Raw genomic sequence first — 19,764 nt, forward strand, 5'->3', positions numbered from 1 at the left:
ATTCGCAGGGCCATTCCGAACCTTGGGAGCCAGCAGTCTTGATCGAATTCTCCGATGTGGGATTGCGCTATGGCAACGGTCCTGAGGTCCTGCATGACCTGACCTTCAAGGTTGAGCCGGGCTCGTTTCATTTTCTCACCGGCCCTTCGGGTGCCGGCAAGACCAGCCTGCTGCGCCTGTTGCTGCTCTCGCTCAAGCCATCGCGCGGTCGCGTGACCATGTTTGGTGAGGATGTCAGCAATCTCAGCCAGGACCGGCTGCTGCAGATGCGACGCCACATCGGCATCGTGTTCCAGGAATTCCGCCTGCTCGACCATCTGACCACATTCGAGAACGTGGCCCTGCCGCTGCGCGTCCTTGGCCAGCCCGAGGCTGAGTATCGCCCCAATGTGACAGAGCTGCTCGAATGGGTCGGCCTGGGCGAACGCATGAACGCCCCGCCGTCGCTGCTCTCGGGCGGCGAGAAACAGCGCGCCGCCATTGCCCGCGCCGTGATTGCCCGCCCCAAGGTGCTGCTGGCCGACGAGCCCACCGGCAATGTCGACCCCGAGCTTTCCAGCCGCCTTGTGCATCTGTTCGCCGAACTCAACCGCACGCTGGGCATGACCATCATCCTGGCCACCCATGAACTGCCGCTGCTCGACAAGTTCAGCTATCCGCGCATGCTGCTGAACAAGGGGGAACTGACGATCCATGATTGAGCGTCTCATGTCCCTGCTGCCGCGCCGCGGCGGCGCCGCCCCCATCGTTCCCGAAAAAAGCGTCGCCGGCCGGACGCTGCTGCTGATGATCACCATCATGAGCTTTCTCTCCGCCGTGACCTTGGGCGGCGTGGTGCTGGTGCAGAAATCTGCAATTGCCTGGTCCGCCGACGTCGGGCGCGAGGTCACCATCCAGATCCGCCCGGTGGCGGGAGAAGTCATGGAGTCCAATCTGCGCACCGCTGTGTCTCTGGCCGAGACCACCCCCGGCGTCGCCAGTGCACGCGCCCTGACGGTCGAGGAAAGCCAGAAGCTGCTTGAGCCCTGGCTGGGCGCCGGTCTTGATCTCTCGGCAATCGAGATTCCGCGGCTTGTCGTGGTGCAATTGTCCGACCCCGTTGATGCCGATATCGAGGGCCTGCAGCGCAACCTCGCTGCCATCAAGGGGGCAAGCCTCGACACCCATGCCGCCTGGCGGCAGCAGCTCAACACAATGGCCGGAACCATCGTTCTCTCCGGGTTGCTGGTGCTGGTCCTGATCGGCGCGGCAACGGTGTTGGCGATCATCTTTGCGACCCGCGGCGCCATGGCGACCAACCGCGAGATTGTCGATGTGCTGCATTATATCGGGGCATCGAACAGCTTCATTGCCGGCGAGTTCCAGGGGCGGTTTCTCTCCATTGGCCTGCAGGGCGGGCTGCTGGGCACGGCGGCAGCGCTGGCCTTCTTCCTTCTGGTGGGCACGGCCGCAGGCAACATGCTGTCCAGCGAGGCAGGCGCCCAAATCGGCGTGCTGTTCGGGCGCTTTGCCATCGGCATGGACGGCCTGTTGCTGCTGATAGCCGTTATTCCGGTGATTGCGGCACTGACGGCAGTCACCTCCCGCCAGACGGTGCGCCGCTATCTCAGCCAGACGTCCTGACCGTTCAAAACACGCTCCGGCCTCGCCAACCGGCCATTTGCCCGCTATGACGCTGCCACGGCATCAGGCCGAGGGAGACTCTTTGTGGCGGTGTTTCAGGCAATTCGCACGGCAGTGTTCTACGCGCTGTTCATCGGCCAGACCGCCATCATCGCCTTCATCCTGGGCATTATTGCGCTGATCACCGGTCGGACGCGGCTGAGCTGGGCCATGGCGGTCTATTGGTGCAGCTCCAACCTGGTGTTGCTGCGCGGCCTGACCGGCGTCCGCACCAAGGTGACTGGCGCCGAGCACATCCCGGAGGGTGGCTGCATCATTGCCGCCAAGCACCAGAGCGACTGGGATGTCTTTGCCATTTTCCCCTATACGGGCCGCCCTGCCTATATCGTCAAGAAGGAGCTGATGCGCATCCCCTTCTTCGGCTGGGCCGCGCGCTCGCTGGACTGCATCGAAGTCGATCGCAAGAAGGGCGCAGAGGCCATTCCCTCCATGATGCGCCAAGCCCATGCCGCCATCGAGCGTGGCTGCCGCATCGTGATTTTCCCCGAGGGCACCCGGCGGGCGCCATTGGCATCGCCGGACTATCGCCAGGGCATTGCGCGGCTCTATGCCGAACTCAACGTTCCGGTCGTGCCGGTCGCGCTCAACTCTGGGCTGTTCTGGGGCCGCAACAGTCTGGTGATCTGGCCGGGGACGGCGGAGGCAAAGTTTCTCCCGGCCATCGAGGCTGGCCTGCAGCCCGACGTGTTCATGGATCGACTCAAAAAAGCCATCGAATCAGAATCCGATCAGCTCATTCTCAAGGCTGACGAGCAGGGGCTTTCGCGACCGGTCGGACCAGAATTGCGCAGCAAGCTCGATGCGCTCAGGCAATCGGCGGCGGAACAACGCTAGACACTATATATTGACCCAATCTGCAAACAGCCCCATAGATGTAGTCGTCACCTTGTGGACGAGTTGACACGCCGTGCATTTTGTTCTATTTTTGTTCTAATGCGAACAGCGCTGTGGGGATAGCGTGTGATGGTTGGAAGCGAGAACAAGGTCGTCAGCCATGCCTTCGGGCGGCACAGCCATTGGCAGGGTCGCTCCGGTCGGGCCTATGACCTGATCAGCGAAAATGTCGAAAAATTCGCCATGGGCGACGCGGACCTGTACCTGATCGCCAAGGGCAGCCATGTCATGTGGGTCGGCTCGACCAGCGAGCTGGTGGGTGATCCCCTGAGCCGCTCCCGTTTCCGCCTGGCGCTTGATTGCGCCGACCGCGTTTTCCGCCTGCTGACCCCAGGCGCTGCTGCCGAGCGGCTCTCGACCATCTGGGATCTTGAAGGCGCAGCACCCATGGCGGACGCGCAGGCGGCCTGAGCGCCTTAGGCTGCCGCGCTGGCCTCACTGGTCAGCAGGTCCACCAGCGCCATCAGCTGCCGGTCCCGAATACCCAGTTGCGCCAGGTGCCTGGCGGTATTGACGACATAGTCGATATTGGGACCCGACAGGCCCACCCCCGCACGCACCATAGCCAACTGCTGCTCCAGCGTCAGCTTGCCGGCAAATTGTTCGTGCCGCTCGTCGACCACAAAGGTCAGCGCCGTCACGACGCTGCCACCCTGGAGATGCACCGGGCGCATCACATCGCGGTAAACCGCCGTCACTTGTTCCCGCGCCTCGAGATAGGCCCGCACATCGCTCCAGTCGCTGTCCGCCACCTCGAAGGCCATGCCCCGGCAGGCGCCACCGCGCGTCAGCCCGAACACCAGACCGGGACGCTCCGGCGTGCCGCGATGATGATGGGACACAATCGACAGACTGCGATGGGCGCCGCGGAGCAGGCCCTGCACGGACCGCACATGGGCAAAGCCCGGATTCCAGATCAGGGACCCATAGCCGAACACCCAATGGGTCGGCGACGCCGTCGATGTATCGTGTGTTGTCATGTCCTGGCCCAAAATCTAGGCAAGCCTTGTCGTCAAGGCAATTGCCAACGCTGGATATGTGCCCTGCATGCGGCGGACCACCCGCTTTTGCCGCGACCACGCCAGCCGATAGCGCTTTGCTGCTGCCCCGGCTAAGAGTTTGCACCATGAAAAAACGAATCATCATTCTGGGCGGCGTTGTCATCGCCGTCATCCTGGCCTGGTCGGTCGCCTGGTATGTGCTGTCGGGTATCGTTCAGCAGCAGATCCTGGCGCAGGCCGAGGCCGATGGCATCACCAGCCCCAGGCTGACCTGTGGCACGCTCAGCGTCGGCGGCTTCCCGTTCCGCTTCGATGCCGATTGCGAACAGGCCCATATCGTCACGGGTGACCTGGAGCTGGACGTGCCCGGCATCCGCGCCAGCATCCGCGTCTATGCCCCCACCCATCTGCTGGCCTCTGCTAAGGGCCCGCTGCAGCTGGTGGACAGCTTTATCGGCACACGCAACGCCGTCGCCTGGTCAACGCTGGAAGCCAGCATACGCCTGCAGGACTGGCGCATCGCCCGCGCTTCGGTCTCGGGCAAGGATCTGGTCTGGTCCGACACCCTGCTGGGCGATACCACCATTGCTACCGCGCCGCTGGTCGAGGCCCATCTGTTCGACATTCCGGAGCGCCACGATCCAGAACGACGCCTGGCGGCGCTCGCTGGCTACGTGCTGGCCAAGGATCTGGCCTATCCCGCCCTGACGCTGAGCCAGACCAATGCGGAAGTTCAGCTCGAACTGGGCGGCCTGCCCGACGATGTGCGCAACTGGGGTGCGCCTGACATGCTGGCCCAGATGCAGGCGGCTGGCAGCACGCTCGACATCGTGGGCATCCATGGCACCGATGCAGACTCGGTGCTGGACGCGACCGGCTCCCTCTCGCTGGACGCCCAGGCCCAGCTGGAAGGACAGATCACCATCACCTCGACAGGCGTCGCCGAGCGCATCGGGCCGCTGCTCGAAGAGCCCTGGCGCACCCTGGTGCTGGGCGCGCCCGGCGCCGATGGCAGCTATGCCAACCAGCTCAATTTCCGCAATGGCGGCCTCTACTCGGGCCTTGTGCCAATTGCCATGATCGGCCCGCTCTTCTAGGGCAACCAGACGACGCCGCTAGGCGTCATCGCCACCGCCATGCTCGCGCACGAAGGGCACCTCGGGCGCCGGCGGCGCCTCATGCGGGCGACCGAAATCGGGCGCGGCCGTTTCCTGCCCGGCCGAGATGATGGACCGGCGAATGGCGCGGGTGCGGGTGAACATGGCCTCGAGCGCCGGGCCGTCGCCCATGCGCACCGCCCTCTGCAGCACCGACAAATCCTCGGTGAAACGCCCCAGCATTTCGAGGACGGCATCGCGATTGGTGAGGAAGACGTCGCGCCACATCACCGGGTCGGAGGCCGCGATACGCGTGAAATCGCGGAAGCCGGAGGCCGAGAACTTGATGACCTCGGACTGCGTCGCAGCTTCCAGATCAGCCACCGTGCCCACGATGTTGTAGGCCACCAGATGGGGGATATGGCTGGTGATCGCCAGCACCATGTCGTGGTGAGCGGCTTCCATGCTTTCGACATGGCTGCCCATGGCGCGCCAGAAACCCGCCAGCTTTTCGGTCTGGGCCGGATCGACCTCACCGCCCGGCGTCAGCACGCACCAGCGACCGGCAAACAGCTCGGCAAAGCCCGCCGAGGGCCCCGAATGCTCGGTGCCGGCGATCGGATGGGCTGGGATGAAATGCACCCCCGCCGGCACCAGGCTCTTGAGCACCTTGACCACGTGGCCCTTGACCGAGCCGACGTCGGACAAGATCGCGCCCGGCTCCAGCGCCGAGGCAATGGTCTGCATCACCCCTTCATAGGCGCCCACCGGAGTGCACAGGATCACCAGATCGGCGCCACGCACGGCTTCGGCGGCGTCGAGCGTATAGATATCGCCCAGCCCCAGTTCGCGCGCCTCGTCCAGCGTTTCCTGCTTTCGCGTGGCAATGGAGATCACCTCGACCAGCCCCTGCCGCCGCGCGGCCAGCGCGATGGACGACCCGATCAGCCCGATGCCCACCAGGGCAAGCTTGCGAAAATGAACACTCATGAAATCTTGACCAGTGCCTTGAGAATGCCGACGACGCCCTGCATCGCCTGTTCCGAACCAATGGAAATGCGCAACCCGTGGTCGATGCCATAGGAGCCGGCCACCTCACGCACCACCAGACCACGCTCCATCAGCGTGTCGAAGGCCAGGCGCGCATGCTCGGCATCGGGAAAAAGCACCAGCACGAAATTGCCCTGGCTGGGCACCACATACATGTGGTTGCTGGTCAGCTCCTGGGTAATCCAATCGCGCCATTGCGCATTATGCGCCTTGAGCCGCGCGGTGAACTCGACATCGCGCGCCGCTGCGGCGCCGGCCATCTGCGCCGGCAAATTGACGTTGAACGGCCCGCGGATGCGGTTGATGGCGTCGACCAGTTCGAGCGTGCCCACCATCCAGCCGATGCGCGCCGCCGCCAGCCCCATTTTGGAGAAGGTGCGAACCATCACGACGTTCTTTGCCTCGCGCACGAGGTCGAGCCCCACCGCGAAATCCTCGGCCGTGACATATTCGGCATAGGCATTGTCGATGACGAGCAGGATGTCGGGGCGCATGCCGGCATGCAGCCGCCGCATTTCGGCATCGCTGATATAGGTGCCGGTGGGATTATTGGGATTGGCCAGCCAGACCACCTTGGTCTGCGGCGTCACGGCGGCCAACAGCCCATCGACATGGGCGGTATAATCCACCTCATCGACCATGATGATGTCAGCGCCCGTGGCGCGGGTAATGATCGGATAGACCGAAAAGCCATATTGGCTCATCACCGCATTGTCGCCCTCGCCCAGATAGGTCTGCGCCAGCAGGTGCAGCAGATCATCCGAGCCATTGCCGCAGACAATGGTAGCGGGATCGATGCCATGCACTTCGCCCAGCGCCTCGCGCAGCAGACGCGAGGAGCCCTCGGGATAGATTTCGAGATGCTGGGCCGCAGCGGCAAAGGCTGCCTGCGCCTTGGGGCTGGCGCCCAGCGGGGACTCATTGGCCGACAACTTGATCGCATTGCTGCCTGCCGCGCCGGACTTGCCGGGCACATAGGGCGCAATGTCGAGGATTCCAGGCTGCGGCTGCGGGCGGATATCTTCGGACATGATGCCAATTCTGGGCGGAAAAACCGCGCGGACCATAGTCAAACTGCTCGGCGATGGCAAAGCGCTTCTGCGTCCCCGGCCAGCGAGGCCGTCGATGGCGCCGGGTCAACGCGGCCTGTCCCGATCCGGGACGGTCAATGCCAATGATTGCGAAGAGGCTGTCCATCGCCCCAGCACCAGCGGCTTCCCGCCGGATAACGTCGCGAATTTTTTCGGTGTGCTCCGCATTAACCCCTTGATCACATTTGCTGATTCCGGACCGAATTTAACCCGATGTTAGCACTGGTGAAGCAAAATTGCGCCGATCGAGACCAACCAGGGCCTGCCCGCAAGACGCTGGTGTCCCGATGGTGACATACCCCCCAGCCCTAGCGGTGAACGAAGCAGCATTTTTGAGTCTGCGCCGATTCGAGCCTGTTTCGTTCGCCACCTGTTCTATCCATTAAGCCCTGTGGCAGGACTGTGACGGCCCTGTCCTTTCTTGGGACAATCCCGGGACAATGCGGCGTGCCTCTCGCAACTGTCGCGGGGACCGCTTACATTGGCAGCACATGACCTTCGCGCCCGCCCAGTCCGTCAAGGCGATCCTTGGCCCGACCAATACCGGCAAAACCTATTTTGCCATTGAACGCATGCTGGCCCATCCCACCGGGATGATTGGCCTGCCGCTGCGCCTTCTGGCGCGCGAGGTCTATCAGCGCTGCGTCGAACGGGTCGGCGAGCAGGCCGTGGCCCTGGTGACGGGCGAAGAGCGCATTGTCCCCGCCAAGCCGCGATTCTGGGTCTGCACCGTCGAGGCCATGCCCACCGACATAAGGGTCGACTGCGTCGCCATTGACGAAATCCAGACCGCCACGGACTTCGACCGCGGCCATGTCTTCACCGACCGCATCCTGCACGCCCGGGGCACCAGCGAGACATTGCTCCTAGGTGCCGCGACCATGGAGCCGGTGATCCGCAAGCTGCTGCCCCATGCCGATATCATCGACCGGCCGCGCTTCAGCCATCTCACCTATGCCGGCTCCAAGAAGATTTCGCGCCAGCCGCCCCGCTCGGCCATCGTCGCCTTCTCGGCCCGCCAGGTCTATGCCATTGCCGAACTGATCCGTCGCGAGCGCGGTGGCGCCGCGGTGGTCATGGGCGCGCTCAGCCCCCGCACCCGCAATGCGCAGGTCGACCTCTACCAGAATGGCGATGTCGATTTTCTCGTCGCCACCGACGCCATCGGCATGGGGCTCAACCTCGATATCCACCACGTCGCCTTTGCCGATGACAGCAAGTTTGACGGCCATACCAGTCGCCCGCTGACCCCCGCCGAGCTAGGCCAGATCGCCGGTCGCGCCGGTCGCCATGCCCGCAATGGCACCTTCGGCGTCACCGGCGGCACCGAGGGATTCGACGAGGAAATGGTCGTGGCGCTCGAAACCCACGATTTTGCCCCGCTCAAAGTGCTGCAATGGCGCAACAATCAGCTGGATTATTCATCCATCAACGCCCTGCTCAACAGCCTCGAAAAGCCGCCTGAGGACCGGGCGCTGACCCGCGTGCCCATCGCCACCGACCAGCGCGCGCTCGAATTCCTCGCCCGCAATGAGGCCGGCAAGCTGGCGCGCGGCCTCGATGGGGCCCGATTGCTGTGGGAATGCTGCCAAATCCCTGATTATCAGGGCATTTCGCCAGCCAACCATGGGGAGATCGTCACCCGTGTCTATTCCGACCTTATGCGCCGCGGCAAAGTCGATGCAGACTGGATTGCCGAGCAGGTCCGCTTTTGCGACAATGTCAGCGGTGATATCGATACGCTAAGCAACCGGATCAGGCAGATCCGCACCTGGACCTTTATCGCCAACCGCAAAAACTGGCTTGCAGACCCTTCACATTGGCGCGAAAAGACCCGAGACATTGAAGACCGCCTGAGTGATGCGCTGCATGAGCGGCTGACCCAGCGGTTCGTCGACCGGCGCACGAGTGTGTTGCTTCGTCACCTGAAAGACAAACGTATGGCATCTCCCGAGATCAATGAGCGTGGCGAAGTGCGGCTGGAAGGCCATCTCATCGGCACGCTCGAAGGCTTCCGCTTCACCCTGGCCCGCAATGATGGCGACGCAGACAGCAAGAGTCTGCGCGCTGCGGCCGACCACGTTGTGGCGCCGGAAATCCACAATCGGGCGGAACGCCTGGCAGGTGCGCCAAACGAAGAGATCGTTCTGGCCACCGATGGCCGCCTGCGCTGGAAGGGCGACCTGGTAGCCGAACTGATCGAAGGCGAGACGCTCTATCGGCCTCGCATTCTGATTCTGGCCGATGAGACGCTGACCGGACCCGACCTCGAACGCGTGCAGGACCGGCTCAACCTCTGGCTGCGCCACCACATCAACACCGTGCTCGAGCCCGTCATGGCGCTGGAGGCCCCGGCTGATCTGGACGGCACCGCCCGCGGCATTGCCTATCAGCTGATCGAGCATCTCGGCCTGATCCCCCGTAGCCAGGTGGCCGACGAGGTCAAGAATCTTGACCAGGACGTCCGCGGCCGCATGCGCAAGCTGGGCATCAAGTTCGGCGCCTATCACATCTACCTGCCGCTCTCGCTCAAGCCCGCCCCGCGCGAGCTGGCGCTCATCCTGTTCGCACTCAAGAATGGCGGCGTACGCCAGCCCGGCGTCACCGATATTCCGCACATCGTGCTCTCGGGCCGTACCAGCTTTGTGGTCGACCCCGATGTCGATACCCGTCTTTATGAGATTGCCGGCTTCAAGGTTGCCGGCAAGCGCGCCGTGCGCGTCGACATTCTCGAACGCCTGGCCGATATCATCCGCCCGCTGATCGCGCTCGACCCCACGCGGCACCAGGGCGAAGTGCCCGCCGGCGCTGCCGAGGGCAATGGTTTCCGCGTCACGGTGGAAATGACCTCGCTGCTGGGCTGCTCGGGCGAGGATTTCGCCTCGATCCTGACCTCGCTGGGCTATCGCGTCAAACGCGTCCCCAAGGTCGCCGCACCGGCGGCGCCGGCTGACGCCAGCCCGGAAGCACCGGCCCTGGAAGAAACCCTGAGCGAGAACCCCGCATCCACCGAACCGGTTGCCGAAGAGCCGCTCGAAGCCACACAGGCAGAAACGACGCCCGCGATGGACGCCGCCATGCCCGAGACGACAATCGTCGAGGCAACCCCGGCCACCGTCGAGGACACGCCGGCGACCCCGGCCGAACCCGAATTCGACGAGATCTGGTCCCCGGCTGGCAAGCGCGCCGACAACAAGCGCCACGAACCCCGCCGCCGCCCCGAAGGCGAAGGCCGCCAGCGCAACCATGCGCCGGCTGCCAAGCGTCGCCCCGAAGGCGAAGTGCAGGACCTCACCAAGGCCCAGCACCTCAACCCCAAGGCCAAGTTCGAGGGCCGCGGCCGCAATGACAATCGTCGCCCCGACGACCAGAAGGGCGATCGCGCCAAGTTCGAACGCCCACGCAACGACAAGGCCGAGCGTCCGCGTGAAGACAAGCGCGAAAAGGCCTTCGACCCCGATAGCCCCTTTGCCAAGCTTGCGGCCCTGCGCGACCGCAAGGCCGAGTAGGCCTTGCCGGGACCTGTCGCGCCAGCCGTCCGCAAGGAGCGGCTCGACAGGTTCCTGTTCTTTGCCCGCGCGCTGAAATCCCGCACGCTGGCGCAAAAAATCATCGAATCGGGCGCTATCCGCGTCAACTCCGAGCGCACCGACCGCAGCGACCACAAGGTGGGTGCCGGCGATGTCCTGACCATGACGCTGCATAACCGCATTGTTGTCTGGCGCATCATCGATCCCGGTACCCGTCGCGGCCCCGCCAGCGAGGCCCAGGGCCTTTATGAGGATCTCTCGCCGCCGTCCCTGCCCAAGGCCGAGCAGAGCCCCTACGAGGCCGCGCTGGCACAGCGCGACGATGGCGCCGGCCGCCCCACCAAGAAGCAGCGCCGCGACACGGACCGGCTGCGGGACAGGGGTGATGATCCATGACCATCATTCCCACCCTGTCGACGGACCGCCTGCGGCTCCGCCCACCGACCTTTGACGATTTTCAGGACTATGCCGCATTGATGCGATCAGACCGCGCAGTCTACATGGGCGGCCCATTCGACGAACGATCCGCCTGGGGCATGTTCTGCAGTGATACCGCCCAGTGGCACCTGTTCGGCCATGGTTGCCTGATGCTGGAACTGGTTCAGACCGGCCAGTGCGTCGGGCAGGTCGGCATCAACCACGGCCCTTTGTTCCCTGAGAAGGAACTGGGTTGGTTCCTCTATGCAGGCCATGAGGGCAAGGGTTTCGCCTATGAAGCCGCGCGTGCCATGCGCGACTGGGCTTTTGATGCACTCCAACTCCCCAGTCTGGTCAGCTACATCGACGCAGAAAATGCCCCTTCAATCGCGCTCGCCAAGCGCCTTGGTGCGACCCTCGATGGCGTTGCAGTTCGCCAGGACCCTGAAGATGTAGTTTTCCGCCACTGGCCACGCACAAGCGCTGGATAAATTATGCCTTCCGCGACGCCCCTAGCGCCAAACCCTGCCTGCTGCTGACCTTGCAGCGACACCAGAAAAAGTTTAGCAACGAAGCCGTTGAGACCTGCCGTGCTGCGCCATCTGCCCCAGCCCGGCTCCTGTTCGGGATGCCCGCCTAGATGACCTATATCGTCACCGACAATTGCATTGCCTGCAAATACACCGACTGCGTCGAAGTCTGTCCCGTGGACTGCTTCTACGAGGGCGAGAACATGCTGGTGATCCACCCGGACGAGTGCATCGACTGTGGCGTCTGCGAGCCGGAATGCCCTGCCGAGGCCATCAAGCCTGACACCGAAAGCGGGCTCGACCACTGGCTGCAGATCAACACCAAATTTGCCTCGATCTGGCCCAATCTCACCGAGCGCCGCGACCCACTCCCTGAGGCCAAGGAGAAGGACGGCGAGACCGGCAAGTTCGAGAAATACTTCTCCGAGGAACCCGGCGAAGGCGACTGATCGCCAGCCGTTCCGTCGATCATTTCAAACCGCCCGCTCCAGACTGGAGCGGGCGGTTTTGTTTGCGCTAGGCCTGGGCCGAAGCGCCCAGCGGCGGCAGCGGCATCAGCCGGCCCATCAGCGCGCGATAGGGCGCCAGCAGCAGCAGCGCCGCCATGAACTTGACCAGGAAGTCACCCGAGGCCAGCGAGACCCACAGCGGCACTTCGGGGCCCACACCCAGCCAGGGCGCCGGAAAGCCCAGCGAACCGTCAGCCAGGCCGAACAGCGCGTCAATGCCCGCCAGCGCCGGGGCAAAGGCCACCGAGAAGAAGATGGCCGTATCGATCATCGAGCCGAACAGCGACCCGGCCAGCGGCGGCAGGAACCAGGCACGGCTGGCCCGCAACCGCGAGAACACTGCAATATCGAGCAGCTGGCCGACGAGGAAGGCCGTGGCCGAGGCCAGGGCAATGCGCTGCGTGGTGGCCGCGGCGTCATTGTCGCTCCAGGGCAGGCTGTGGAAGCTGAGATAAAACGACAGGCCCAGGCCCACAGCAAAGCCGGCCAGCACCACAAGGCGCGCATTGCGCGCGCCATCGAAGCGATTGGTGAGGTCGGTGATCAGGAAGGCGAAGGGGAAGGTGAAGGCGCCCCAGGTCAGCAGATCGGCCAGGTTGACCGAGCCCAGCTGCACCTGCAGCGGATAGAGCACCAGGATATTGGACGCCGCGACAACGACGACCATGGCGGCCACAGCCGCGAACAGACGAGCTAGCATCAGAATGCACCTCTATGTAACCCGCCTGCCGGCATCAGACCGGGGCGGGGGTGCGCCAGGATTGGCGCAAAACAAAACCGCGCAGAGAAGCGCTCCCTACGCGGTCAAATTGTCTGGCGTCCGTGTCGCTTAGGCAGCGAGAGCGGCGCGCACTTCCTTCTTGATGCCCTGGGCGAGCGGCGAGAGCTGCTCGTCGCTCTGCTTGAGCAGGAAGGCGTCCAGGCCACCGCGGTGTTCAACCGAACGCAGGGCATAGGCGGAGATACGCAGCTTGACCGGGCGGTTCAGCGCCTCGGAAATCAGCGTCACGTTCAGCAGGTTCGGGAGGAACCGGCGACGCGTGCGATTGAGCGCGTGCGAAACGTTGTTGCCAACCAAAACGCCCTTGCCGGTGAGTTCACAGCGACGTGCCATGGTTATCTATCCTGTTGCAAAAGGCCACTGTCGCGGGGATCGAGCCCCGCAGCGGGCCTGTCTTGTCCTGAAATCTTGGGCCTCTTTAGAGAAACTGCGGGGCGGCGTCAAGACAATGGAGCCCTCAAACCCCCGCGAGTGCCTTGCGCGGGTGGATTGAGCGCGGCACTTTCGAACATTCCCCTGATTCGCGCAGCAACCGCAGAGACGTCCAATCGTGATCCAGTTCCGTTTTGCCCCGTTGGCAGCCCTGTTGCTGCTGGCCTGCGTTCCTGCCCGTGCTGCCGATGTCGATGCCCGCGCCAGCTATATCCTGACCCTGGGCGGCATCAACATCGCCTCGATGGATATTACCCTCAAGGACGATGGCGCCAGCTATGCGGTGGACCTGTCGGCCAATGTCACCGGGCTGGGGGCGGTGGTCGCCAGCGGCACGGCCAAGGCCACCACCACCGGTCGCTCGTCCGGCTCGCAACTGGTGGCGCGCGCCTTCGGCCTACAGACCCGCGCCAATGGCGATGCCTTCAGGATCGATGTGACCTTCTCGGGCGGCAATGTGGACAGCTTCAAGGTCGAGCCGCCCATCATCGACAATTATGACCGCGTCCCGCTCGAGCGCCGGCACCTGAGTGGCGTCACCGATTTCCTCTCTGCCTTCCTGCTGCGTGGCTCCGCGCTCGACAAGAGCCTATGCCAGCGCCGCGTCGGTATCTTCACCGGTGTCGAACGCTTCAACATCGAGATGAGCTTTGCCGGCACCGACGAGGCCACCTCCCAGCGCACGGGCTATCAGGGGCCGGTGGTGCTGTGCTCGGTCAACTACAAGCCGGTGTCCGGCCATTTCACCAGCTCCGAAATCACCAACTATCTCGCCGACACCAACCGGATCGTCATCTGGTACGCGCCCCTGGCCGAAACCGGCTATTTCATCCCTTATCGCGTCTTGCTGGGCACCAGCATGGGCGATCTGTCGATGGTTCTGACCAGCATGCGGTCCTGAGGCGCCGTCCCGCTTCGGGACGGTCAACGGCCTTTTTGCCAACAAGGGGCGCATGGCGCCCAACAAATCCGCCACGGCTTCCTTAACGGCTGCAGATTCTTGCCGTGGCATCAGGCTCATCATTTGGCAGCACTTTGCCGAAAATCCCCCAAATTAACCGCGCCTTCATCAAGCTGAACGCATCGGCACTGCAAACGGGGTCCGCGGACAGCCACGCTCGGCCTCTGGTGGGTCGGGATCGGGTCAGCCGCTAGATATGGTCGTGAACAAAGCCGCATTGTGCGACCTCGCTCGATTCGCCCCCTGTTCGTTCCCGTTTTGGACCCAGGGTTAACGCCTGTGGCAACAATGGGTCGCCGGCGTGCCGCCGCGGGACAGGCTCTTTGGTCAGCCCTGGCGCGCCGTGGCCGTATTGAGGCCGGGCACTCGCACGAATCGCTCTTCGCGACGGCGGCGCGGCACGGCCGGGAACGCCTCCTTGCGGGCCCGCACGCAGATGACCCCGCTCATGGCTGGCCCCAGCAGCCGGCCCAGCGTTTCGAACACCCGTGCCGATTTCAGCACCAGCGAACTGCGCACCGGCGGCAGGAACAGCCCGTCACGCCAGGCCTCGGGCACAAAGCTGTGGTCGCGTAGCAGCTTGTCCAGCTGCCCGCCCGAATACGGATTGCCCTGACCGAATGGCGTATTGTCGCGCTGCGCCCAGATGCCCCGGCGTCGCGGCACCACCAGAATCAGATGGCCATTGGGCGCGGTGATGCGCCAGAGTTCGCGCATCAGCTCTTCGGCATCGGCGACATGCTCGATGGCATGGATCGCAATGGTCAGGTCAATGGCGGCATCGGTCAGCGGCATTTCCAGCGGATCGCACAATACCGTGTGCGACGGCCCCTCGCGCGGCCAGGCTGAGGCGCCTTGCCGGGCCGGCATGAAGGCGAGCACGCGCTCGGCCCGAGCCAGTGAAAATCGCAGATAAGGCGTGGCAAAGCCAAGGCCCAGCACGCGTTTGCCGGACACATCGCCAGCCAGCGCCGTCACCTGTTCGCGCACCAGGGCGCGGGAAATGCGCCCCAGCGGCGTGCGGTAGAACCCGATCAGGCGATGAACGTCAGCAGTCATGCGCGCAACTCTGCCGCTTTAGGCGGGACTTGTCTAATACCGCCTTGTCATGTCAGGTCGGGCTTCCCAGCTTTCAACTATCCCGAGCATCGGAGCAGCCCCGTGAGTGTGATCGTCGACGTCTTTGCCGCCCGCAGTGACAATTTTGGCTATCTGGTGCACGACACCGCCACCGGCCGCACTGCCGCCATCGACGCGCCGGATGCGGCAGCCATCATGTCCGCGCTGGAACGGCGCCGCTGGGAGCTGACCGATATATTCATCACCCATCACCACATCGATCATGTCGAAGCCATTCCCGAGCTCAAGGCCGAGTTCGGCGCCCGCGTGGTCGGCCCCAGGGCCGAAGCCGACAAGATTGCCGATCTCGACGTGCTGGTGGGCGGTGGCGATACGGTGACGCTGGGCGAAACCAGCTTCGACATCTACGACACCCCCGGCCACACCCTGGGCCATATCGTCTTCCATGACCCGGTGGGCAAGCATCTGTTCAGCGCCGACGCGCTGTTCTCGCTCGGCGTCGGCCGCATGTTCGAGGGCACGCCCGGCCCGATGTGGGAAGGCGTCAAGCTGATGCGCGCTCTGCCCGACGATACGCTGGTCTATTGCGGCCACGAATACACCGCCAGCAATGCCAAGTTCGCGCTCTCGGTCGATCCGGACAACGCCGCCCTGCAGAAGCGCGCCGCTGAGGTCACCGCCCTGCGTGCCGAGGGCAAGCCCACCATCCCGTTCAGCCTCGGTGAGGACAAGGCGGCCAATCCCTTCATGCGCGCCGATGATGCTGGAATCGCACGGCATTTCGGCCTCGAGGGCGCCAGCCCCGCCGAAGTCTTTGCCGCCATCCGCAAGGCCAAGGACAACTTCTAGGCCTTCTCCGCCCCCGCCCCAAGCGACACCAAAATCACAGAGCCGGCGCAGGACCTGCGCCGGCTTTTTCGTGCCTGCTGAAGATCAAAACCCTGGGTAAAACCCCGCCTGTGGCGTTAACCACGCCCTAGTTTCGCCTCCCAAATCGTTAACAAATCGTTAGCATCTGGCACGCCGATTGCAGTGTCAGGGGCATAGGGCGTGCATGACTGTCCCACTTCGAGACAGCCAGCCCCGATTTGGAACAGGCGGGATCACGATGAGCGATATCGAGACAGTTCAGCCAGGATTGCCCATGCTGCTGGAGCCGGCGCGCCCCAGACCCTCGCTGCAACGCAGCCAGGCCGGCGCCGCCTTCGTCAGCCAGCTGCTGGCCGCGCGCGACAACATGCCGACCCAGCGCGCCCGCCGCCGCAGCACGCCGCAAGGCGCCACCAGCGCTTATGCCGAAACGGCACACGTCGCCGTCAAGCGCATGCCCATGGGCTATAGAAAGACCGTTGTGGCCTAGTTCATCGTCACATCGCGCCCGGCGCTGGTGATCGAGACGGTAAAGCCGGCCACCACGTCGATCAGGCTCATCACCATGAGCAGGAAGAACACCGAGCTGGACGCCGCGCCGACGAGCAGAAACTCCACCAGGAACAGCACGAACAGCGCCATCGAGAGCATGTGCTCAACGATCGAGCTGCGGCTCGAATTGGTGGATTTGAGCACCTCGACGAACAGACACACCACGCCGATGACGAGGATGAAGTCCCCGGCCGACACCGCCCAGGGCATGCCCGACGGCATCGGGATGGCGAACATGCCGGCGCCCCAGTTGACCGGGTTGGCGCCAAAGAAGATGAACACCACCACGTTGTAGAGCACGAAGGGCACCACCAGCAGCGGCGGGATGAACCGGCCACGGGGTTGGCGGTGGCTCGAAGTCGGCATGATGACGGTTTCGGTCAATTCGGGGCCTCCGGTGCCATTGGCCACACCATGCCAGAGCTAATGCGCAGGCGAAAGGGGCGCGCGCGCCGCAGATTTTCGCTCTAGCCTGTCCAAATGCCTGCGCCCCGTTCGACGTGCAGGCAAGCGCCGGACGATCCGGCTGCGCAGACAGGCGGCGTGGGCCGCCCAACAGGAGGACGCCATGGCAACCGCCAAGAACACCATCTGCATCTGGTTCGACAGCCAGGCCGAAGAGGCCGCCAATTTCTATGCCGGGCTTTTTCCCGATACCAAGGTCACCGGCGTGCATCGTGCCCCCAGCGACAATCCCTCCACCAAGGAAGGGGCCGTGCTGACGGTGGAGTTCACCGTGATGGGCATTCCCTGCCTCGGCCTCAACGGCGGGCCGGCCTTCACCCACTCGGAGGCCTTCTCGTTCCAGGTGGCCACGAACGACCAGGAAGAGACCGACCGCTACTGGAATGCCATTGTCGGCAATGGCGGCGAGGAAAGCATGTGCGGCTGGTGCAAGGACAAGTGGGGTATCTCCTGGCAGATCACCCCGCGCGCCCTGTCCGAGGCCATGCAGGCCGGCGGTGCCGAGGCCAAGCGTGCCTTCGAGGCCATGATGACGATGAAAAAGATCGACATCGCCGCGGTCGAGGCGGCCCGGCGTGGCTGATCGCTTCGCCGGAACGCCTTAGACTGGACGCACAAGCGCCAGCTGCGCCTCGGCATGGGCATCACGCCAACAGACGGCGGCCTCCCAGGCCGCCGACGCCTGATACACAAGGTCTCGCACGTCCGATGGGTGGTTGGCCCCGTTGTGGGGCAGATTGAGGTCGAGATCCGAGGCGTCGACATGCGCCTCGTCCCAGTCGATGAGGGCAACCCGGTCGGCCGTGATGCGGATATTGCGCGGATTGGGATCGCCATGAACCACCGAACGCGGGCGACCGACAAGCCTGGCCCAGGCGGCGCGGCAGCGCTCGACGGCCTCTGCAGGCATGGCGTCAAGATTGATGCGCGTGCCCGACCGGGCGGTCAGCAGGTCCGTGGAGGATTTCCAGCCGGGACGCTGCGGCCAGTCCCGGGTGAGATCATGCAACTGGCGCAGCGTTTCCGCCACGCGGCGCCAGTCGTCAGCGGTCTCGGGTGAAACGCCCTCGAGATAGGTCATGACGACCAGCCCATCGGCAAACAGCGCCCCATCGGTGGTGGGAATGGGGACCGGCACGGTCATGCCATTCTGCGCCAGATGCACCATCAGCCCGGTTTCCCAAGCGAGATCGTCGGCGCTGCGCTGCCCCAGCCGGCCGACGGCCAGCTGCCCGTTGACGCGCAGGCTCCACACATCATTGGCGACGCCGCCAGCAAGGCGCTCGATGCGCTCTGCATCGGCGCCCCAGCGGCTCAGCGCCTCCCAGCCCATGGCCTTACTTCTTGAGCTTGAGCGGCCCGACCATCTGCTCGGGCTTGACCTCGGCGTCGAATTCTTCGCCGGTCAGCAGGCCCAGCGCGATGGCTTCCTCGCGCAGCGTGGTGCCGTTCTTGTGCGCCGTCTTGGCGATCTTGGCGGCATTGTCGTAGCCGATTTTGCGGTTGAGCGCGGTCACCAGCATCAGCGACTTGTCGACCAGCTCCTTGATGCGCGCACGGTCGGGCTCGATGCCCACGGCGCAATTGTCATTGAAGCTCTTGGCGGCATCGGCCAGCAGCCGCACCGACTGCAGGAAGTTGTAGGCGATGACCGGCTTGAACACGTTGAGCTCGAAATTGCCCTGGCTGGCAGCAAAGCCGATGGCGGCGTCATTGCCCATCACCTGGGCGACGACCATGGTCATGGCTTCCGACTGGGTCGGATTGACCTTGCCCGGCATGATCGAGGAGCCCGGCTCATTTTCCGGAATGGTGATCTCGCCCAGGCCCGAGCGGGGCCCCGAGGCCAGCCAGCGCACGTCATTGGCGATCTTCATGAAGGCCACGGCCAGCTGCTTGAGGGCGCCCGATGTGCCCACAAAGGCATCGTGCCCGGCCAGGAGCGCAAACTTGTTGGGCCCGGTGACGAAATCATGCCCGGTGAGCCCAGCAATTTCCTTGGCCACGGCCACGGCATAGTCGGGATGGGCATTGAGCCCGGTGCCGACGGCCGTGCCGCCCAGCGCCAATTCCTTGAGCTGGGGCAGCGTCGCCTTGATGGCGGAGACGGCATAGTCGATCTGCGCCACCCAGCCCGAGATTTCCTGGCCCAGCGTCAGGGGCGTGGCATCCTGCAGATGGGTGCGGCCGATCTTGACCACATCCATATAGGCTTCGGCCTTGGTAGCCAGCGTGTCGCGCAGCAGCGCCACGCGCTCGAACAGGTAATTCTCCAGCGCCTCGACGGCAGCGATATGCATGGCCGTAGGATAGGTGTCGTTGGACGACTGGCTCATGTTGACATGGTCATTGGGGTGCACGGGCTTTTTCGAGCCCATGGTGCCGCCGGCCATTTCGATGGCGCGGTTGGAGATCACCTCGTTGACATTCATGTTGGACTGCGTGCCCGAGCCGGTCTGCCAGACCACGAGCGGGAAATGGCCATCGAGCTTGCCGGCGATCACTTCGTCGGCTGCCGCCACGATCAGGTCGCGCGTGGCTTCGTCGAGCAGGCCCAGCTTGTGGTTGGCCAGCGCCGCGGCCTTCTTGAGCACGCCAAAGGCGGTGATGATTTCCTTGGGCATCTTTTCCCCGCCAATATCGAAATTGGCGAGACTGCGGGCCGTCTGCGCACCGTAGTACTTGTCGGCAGGCACGTTGATGGTGCCCATGGTGTCCGATTCAACGCGGGTCGTCATGGCAGTCTCCGGGAAAAAACAGGCCGCCGGAACAGGCGGGCAGAACGAGGGGGCAAAGCAAAAGCGGCCGACCCTTCACAGGG

The 19,764-nt window shown here is 64.2% G+C and carries 22 protein-coding genes; 13 read left to right on the forward strand and 9 right to left on the reverse strand.

What is annotated here, in order from left to right:
• The first annotated feature begins 38 nt into the window (after positions 1-38).
• The 4 genes from ftsE (at position 39) to K1177_RS13340 (ending at position 2,988) form a co-directional block, all read left to right on the forward strand.
• On the forward strand, positions 39-701 hold the full coding sequence (gene ftsE, locus K1177_RS13325) for a cell division ATP-binding protein FtsE (protein ID WP_224703859.1): 663 nt from the start codon (positions 39-41) through the stop codon (positions 699-701).
• A complete protein-coding gene (locus tag K1177_RS13330; protein ID WP_224703860.1) occupies positions 694-1,623 on the forward strand; it encodes a cell division protein FtsX in 930 nt (309 codons plus the stop codon). The genes ftsE and K1177_RS13330 overlap by 8 nt, the downstream gene beginning before the upstream one ends.
• A gap of 84 nt (positions 1,624-1,707) precedes the next feature.
• Positions 1,708-2,517: a lysophospholipid acyltransferase family protein gene (locus K1177_RS13335; protein WP_224703861.1), complete on the forward strand. Its 810-nt coding sequence runs from the start codon at positions 1,708-1,710 to the stop codon at positions 2,515-2,517.
• 129 nt (positions 2,518-2,646) lie between these two features.
• Complete coding sequence (locus K1177_RS13340; RefSeq protein ID WP_224703862.1) at positions 2,647-2,988, forward strand: hypothetical protein; 342 nt, start codon at positions 2,647-2,649, stop codon at positions 2,986-2,988.
• A 5-nt stretch (positions 2,989-2,993) separates the two neighbouring features.
• Here the strand turns inward: K1177_RS13340 and K1177_RS13345 are convergent, their stop codons facing one another.
• Positions 2,994-3,557, reverse strand: a complete 564-nt coding sequence (locus K1177_RS13345; protein ID WP_224703863.1) for a gamma-glutamylcyclotransferase — start codon at positions 3,555-3,557, stop codon at positions 2,994-2,996.
• Between the two features lie 146 nt (positions 3,558-3,703).
• Here K1177_RS13345 and K1177_RS13350 point away from each other — a divergent pair, with 146 nt between their 5' ends.
• Entirely contained in the window at positions 3,704-4,675 is a 972-nt protein-coding gene (locus K1177_RS13350; protein WP_224703864.1) for a DUF2125 domain-containing protein, read from the forward strand.
• A gap of 18 nt (positions 4,676-4,693) precedes the next feature.
• Here K1177_RS13350 and K1177_RS13355 read toward each other — a convergent pair whose 3' ends face one another.
• Positions 4,694-5,665 carry a prephenate/arogenate dehydrogenase family protein gene (locus K1177_RS13355; protein ID WP_224703865.1) on the reverse strand — a complete coding sequence of 324 codons (972 nt, stop codon included), beginning with the start codon at positions 5,663-5,665 and terminating at the stop codon, positions 4,694-4,696.
• Positions 5,662-6,756 (reverse strand): histidinol-phosphate transaminase, encoded by a 1,095-nt coding sequence (gene hisC, locus K1177_RS13360; RefSeq protein ID WP_224703866.1) that lies wholly within the window; start codon positions 6,754-6,756, stop codon positions 5,662-5,664. Before hisC ends, K1177_RS13355 begins: the two co-directional genes overlap by 4 nt.
• A gap of 551 nt (positions 6,757-7,307) precedes the next feature.
• Between hisC and K1177_RS13365 the strand changes: the two genes are divergently transcribed.
• The 4 genes from K1177_RS13365 to fdxA all read left to right on the forward strand — a co-directional run bounded on the left by K1177_RS13365 (position 7,308) and on the right by fdxA (position 11,742).
• Positions 7,308-10,325 carry a helicase-related protein gene (locus K1177_RS13365; protein ID WP_224703867.1) on the forward strand — a complete coding sequence of 1,006 codons (3,018 nt, stop codon included), beginning with the start codon at positions 7,308-7,310 and terminating at the stop codon, positions 10,323-10,325.
• 3 nt (positions 10,326-10,328) lie between these two features.
• Positions 10,329-10,742, forward strand: a complete 414-nt coding sequence (locus K1177_RS13370) for an RNA-binding S4 domain-containing protein (RefSeq protein ID WP_224703868.1) — start codon at positions 10,329-10,331, stop codon at positions 10,740-10,742.
• On the forward strand, positions 10,739-11,254 hold the full coding sequence (locus tag K1177_RS13375; RefSeq protein WP_224703869.1) for a GNAT family N-acetyltransferase: 516 nt from the start codon (positions 10,739-10,741) through the stop codon (positions 11,252-11,254). The genes K1177_RS13370 and K1177_RS13375 overlap by 4 nt, the downstream gene beginning before the upstream one ends.
• 149 nt (positions 11,255-11,403) lie before the next feature.
• Positions 11,404-11,742 carry a ferredoxin FdxA gene (gene fdxA, locus K1177_RS13380; RefSeq protein WP_224703870.1) on the forward strand — a complete coding sequence of 113 codons (339 nt, stop codon included), beginning with the start codon at positions 11,404-11,406 and terminating at the stop codon, positions 11,740-11,742.
• A gap of 67 nt (positions 11,743-11,809) precedes the next feature.
• Here fdxA and K1177_RS13385 read toward each other — a convergent pair whose 3' ends face one another.
• Positions 11,810-12,502 (reverse strand): queuosine precursor transporter, encoded by a 693-nt coding sequence (locus K1177_RS13385; protein WP_224703871.1) that lies wholly within the window; start codon positions 12,500-12,502, stop codon positions 11,810-11,812.
• Positions 12,503-12,631: 129 nt separating this feature from the next.
• Positions 12,632-12,916 (reverse strand): 50S ribosomal protein L28, encoded by a 285-nt coding sequence (gene rpmB / locus K1177_RS13390; protein ID WP_137150733.1) that lies wholly within the window; start codon positions 12,914-12,916, stop codon positions 12,632-12,634.
• Positions 12,917-13,133: 217 nt separating this feature from the next.
• On the opposite strand from rpmB, the gene K1177_RS13395 reads away from it, so the two are divergent.
• Positions 13,134-13,916, forward strand: coding sequence for a DUF3108 domain-containing protein (locus tag K1177_RS13395; protein ID WP_224703872.1), 783 nt, complete (start codon positions 13,134-13,136; stop codon positions 13,914-13,916).
• 387 nt (positions 13,917-14,303) lie between these two features.
• Here the strand turns inward: K1177_RS13395 and K1177_RS13400 are convergent, their stop codons facing one another.
• Positions 14,304-15,035: a class I SAM-dependent methyltransferase gene (locus tag K1177_RS13400; RefSeq protein ID WP_224703873.1), complete on the reverse strand. Its 732-nt coding sequence runs from the start codon at positions 15,033-15,035 to the stop codon at positions 14,304-14,306.
• A 102-nt stretch (positions 15,036-15,137) separates the two neighbouring features.
• Between K1177_RS13400 and gloB the strand changes: the two genes are divergently transcribed.
• Both gloB and K1177_RS13410 read left to right on the forward strand, forming a co-directional pair.
• Positions 15,138-15,905, forward strand: a complete 768-nt coding sequence (gene gloB, locus K1177_RS13405; RefSeq protein WP_224703874.1) for a hydroxyacylglutathione hydrolase — start codon at positions 15,138-15,140, stop codon at positions 15,903-15,905.
• Between the two features lie 259 nt (positions 15,906-16,164).
• Entirely contained in the window at positions 16,165-16,416 is a 252-nt protein-coding gene (locus tag K1177_RS13410) for a hypothetical protein (RefSeq protein ID WP_224703875.1), read from the forward strand.
• Here K1177_RS13410 and K1177_RS13415 read toward each other — a convergent pair.
• Entirely contained in the window at positions 16,413-16,862 is a 450-nt protein-coding gene (locus K1177_RS13415; RefSeq protein ID WP_224703876.1) for a hypothetical protein, read from the reverse strand. The genes K1177_RS13410 and K1177_RS13415 overlap by 4 nt on opposite strands.
• A gap of 184 nt (positions 16,863-17,046) precedes the next feature.
• On the opposite strand from K1177_RS13415, the gene K1177_RS13420 reads away from it, so the two are divergent.
• A complete protein-coding gene (locus tag K1177_RS13420) occupies positions 17,047-17,526 on the forward strand; it encodes a VOC family protein (RefSeq protein ID WP_224703877.1) in 480 nt (159 codons plus the stop codon).
• Between the two features lie 18 nt (positions 17,527-17,544).
• Here the strand turns inward: K1177_RS13420 and K1177_RS13425 are convergent, their stop codons facing one another.
• Together K1177_RS13425 and fumC are read right to left on the reverse strand one after the other, a co-directional pair.
• Positions 17,545-18,276 (reverse strand): phosphotransferase, encoded by a 732-nt coding sequence (locus tag K1177_RS13425; protein WP_224703878.1) that lies wholly within the window; start codon positions 18,274-18,276, stop codon positions 17,545-17,547.
• 4 nt (positions 18,277-18,280) lie between these two features.
• On the reverse strand, positions 18,281-19,681 hold the full coding sequence (gene fumC / locus K1177_RS13430) for a class II fumarate hydratase (RefSeq protein ID WP_224703879.1): 1,401 nt from the start codon (positions 19,679-19,681) through the stop codon (positions 18,281-18,283).
• Between the last annotated feature and the right edge of the window lie 83 nt (positions 19,682-19,764).

The sequence above is a fragment of the Devosia aquimaris genome (genome assembly GCF_020169335.1).
Classification (GTDB): Bacteria; Pseudomonadota; Alphaproteobacteria; order Rhizobiales; family Devosiaceae; genus Devosia; species Devosia aquimaris.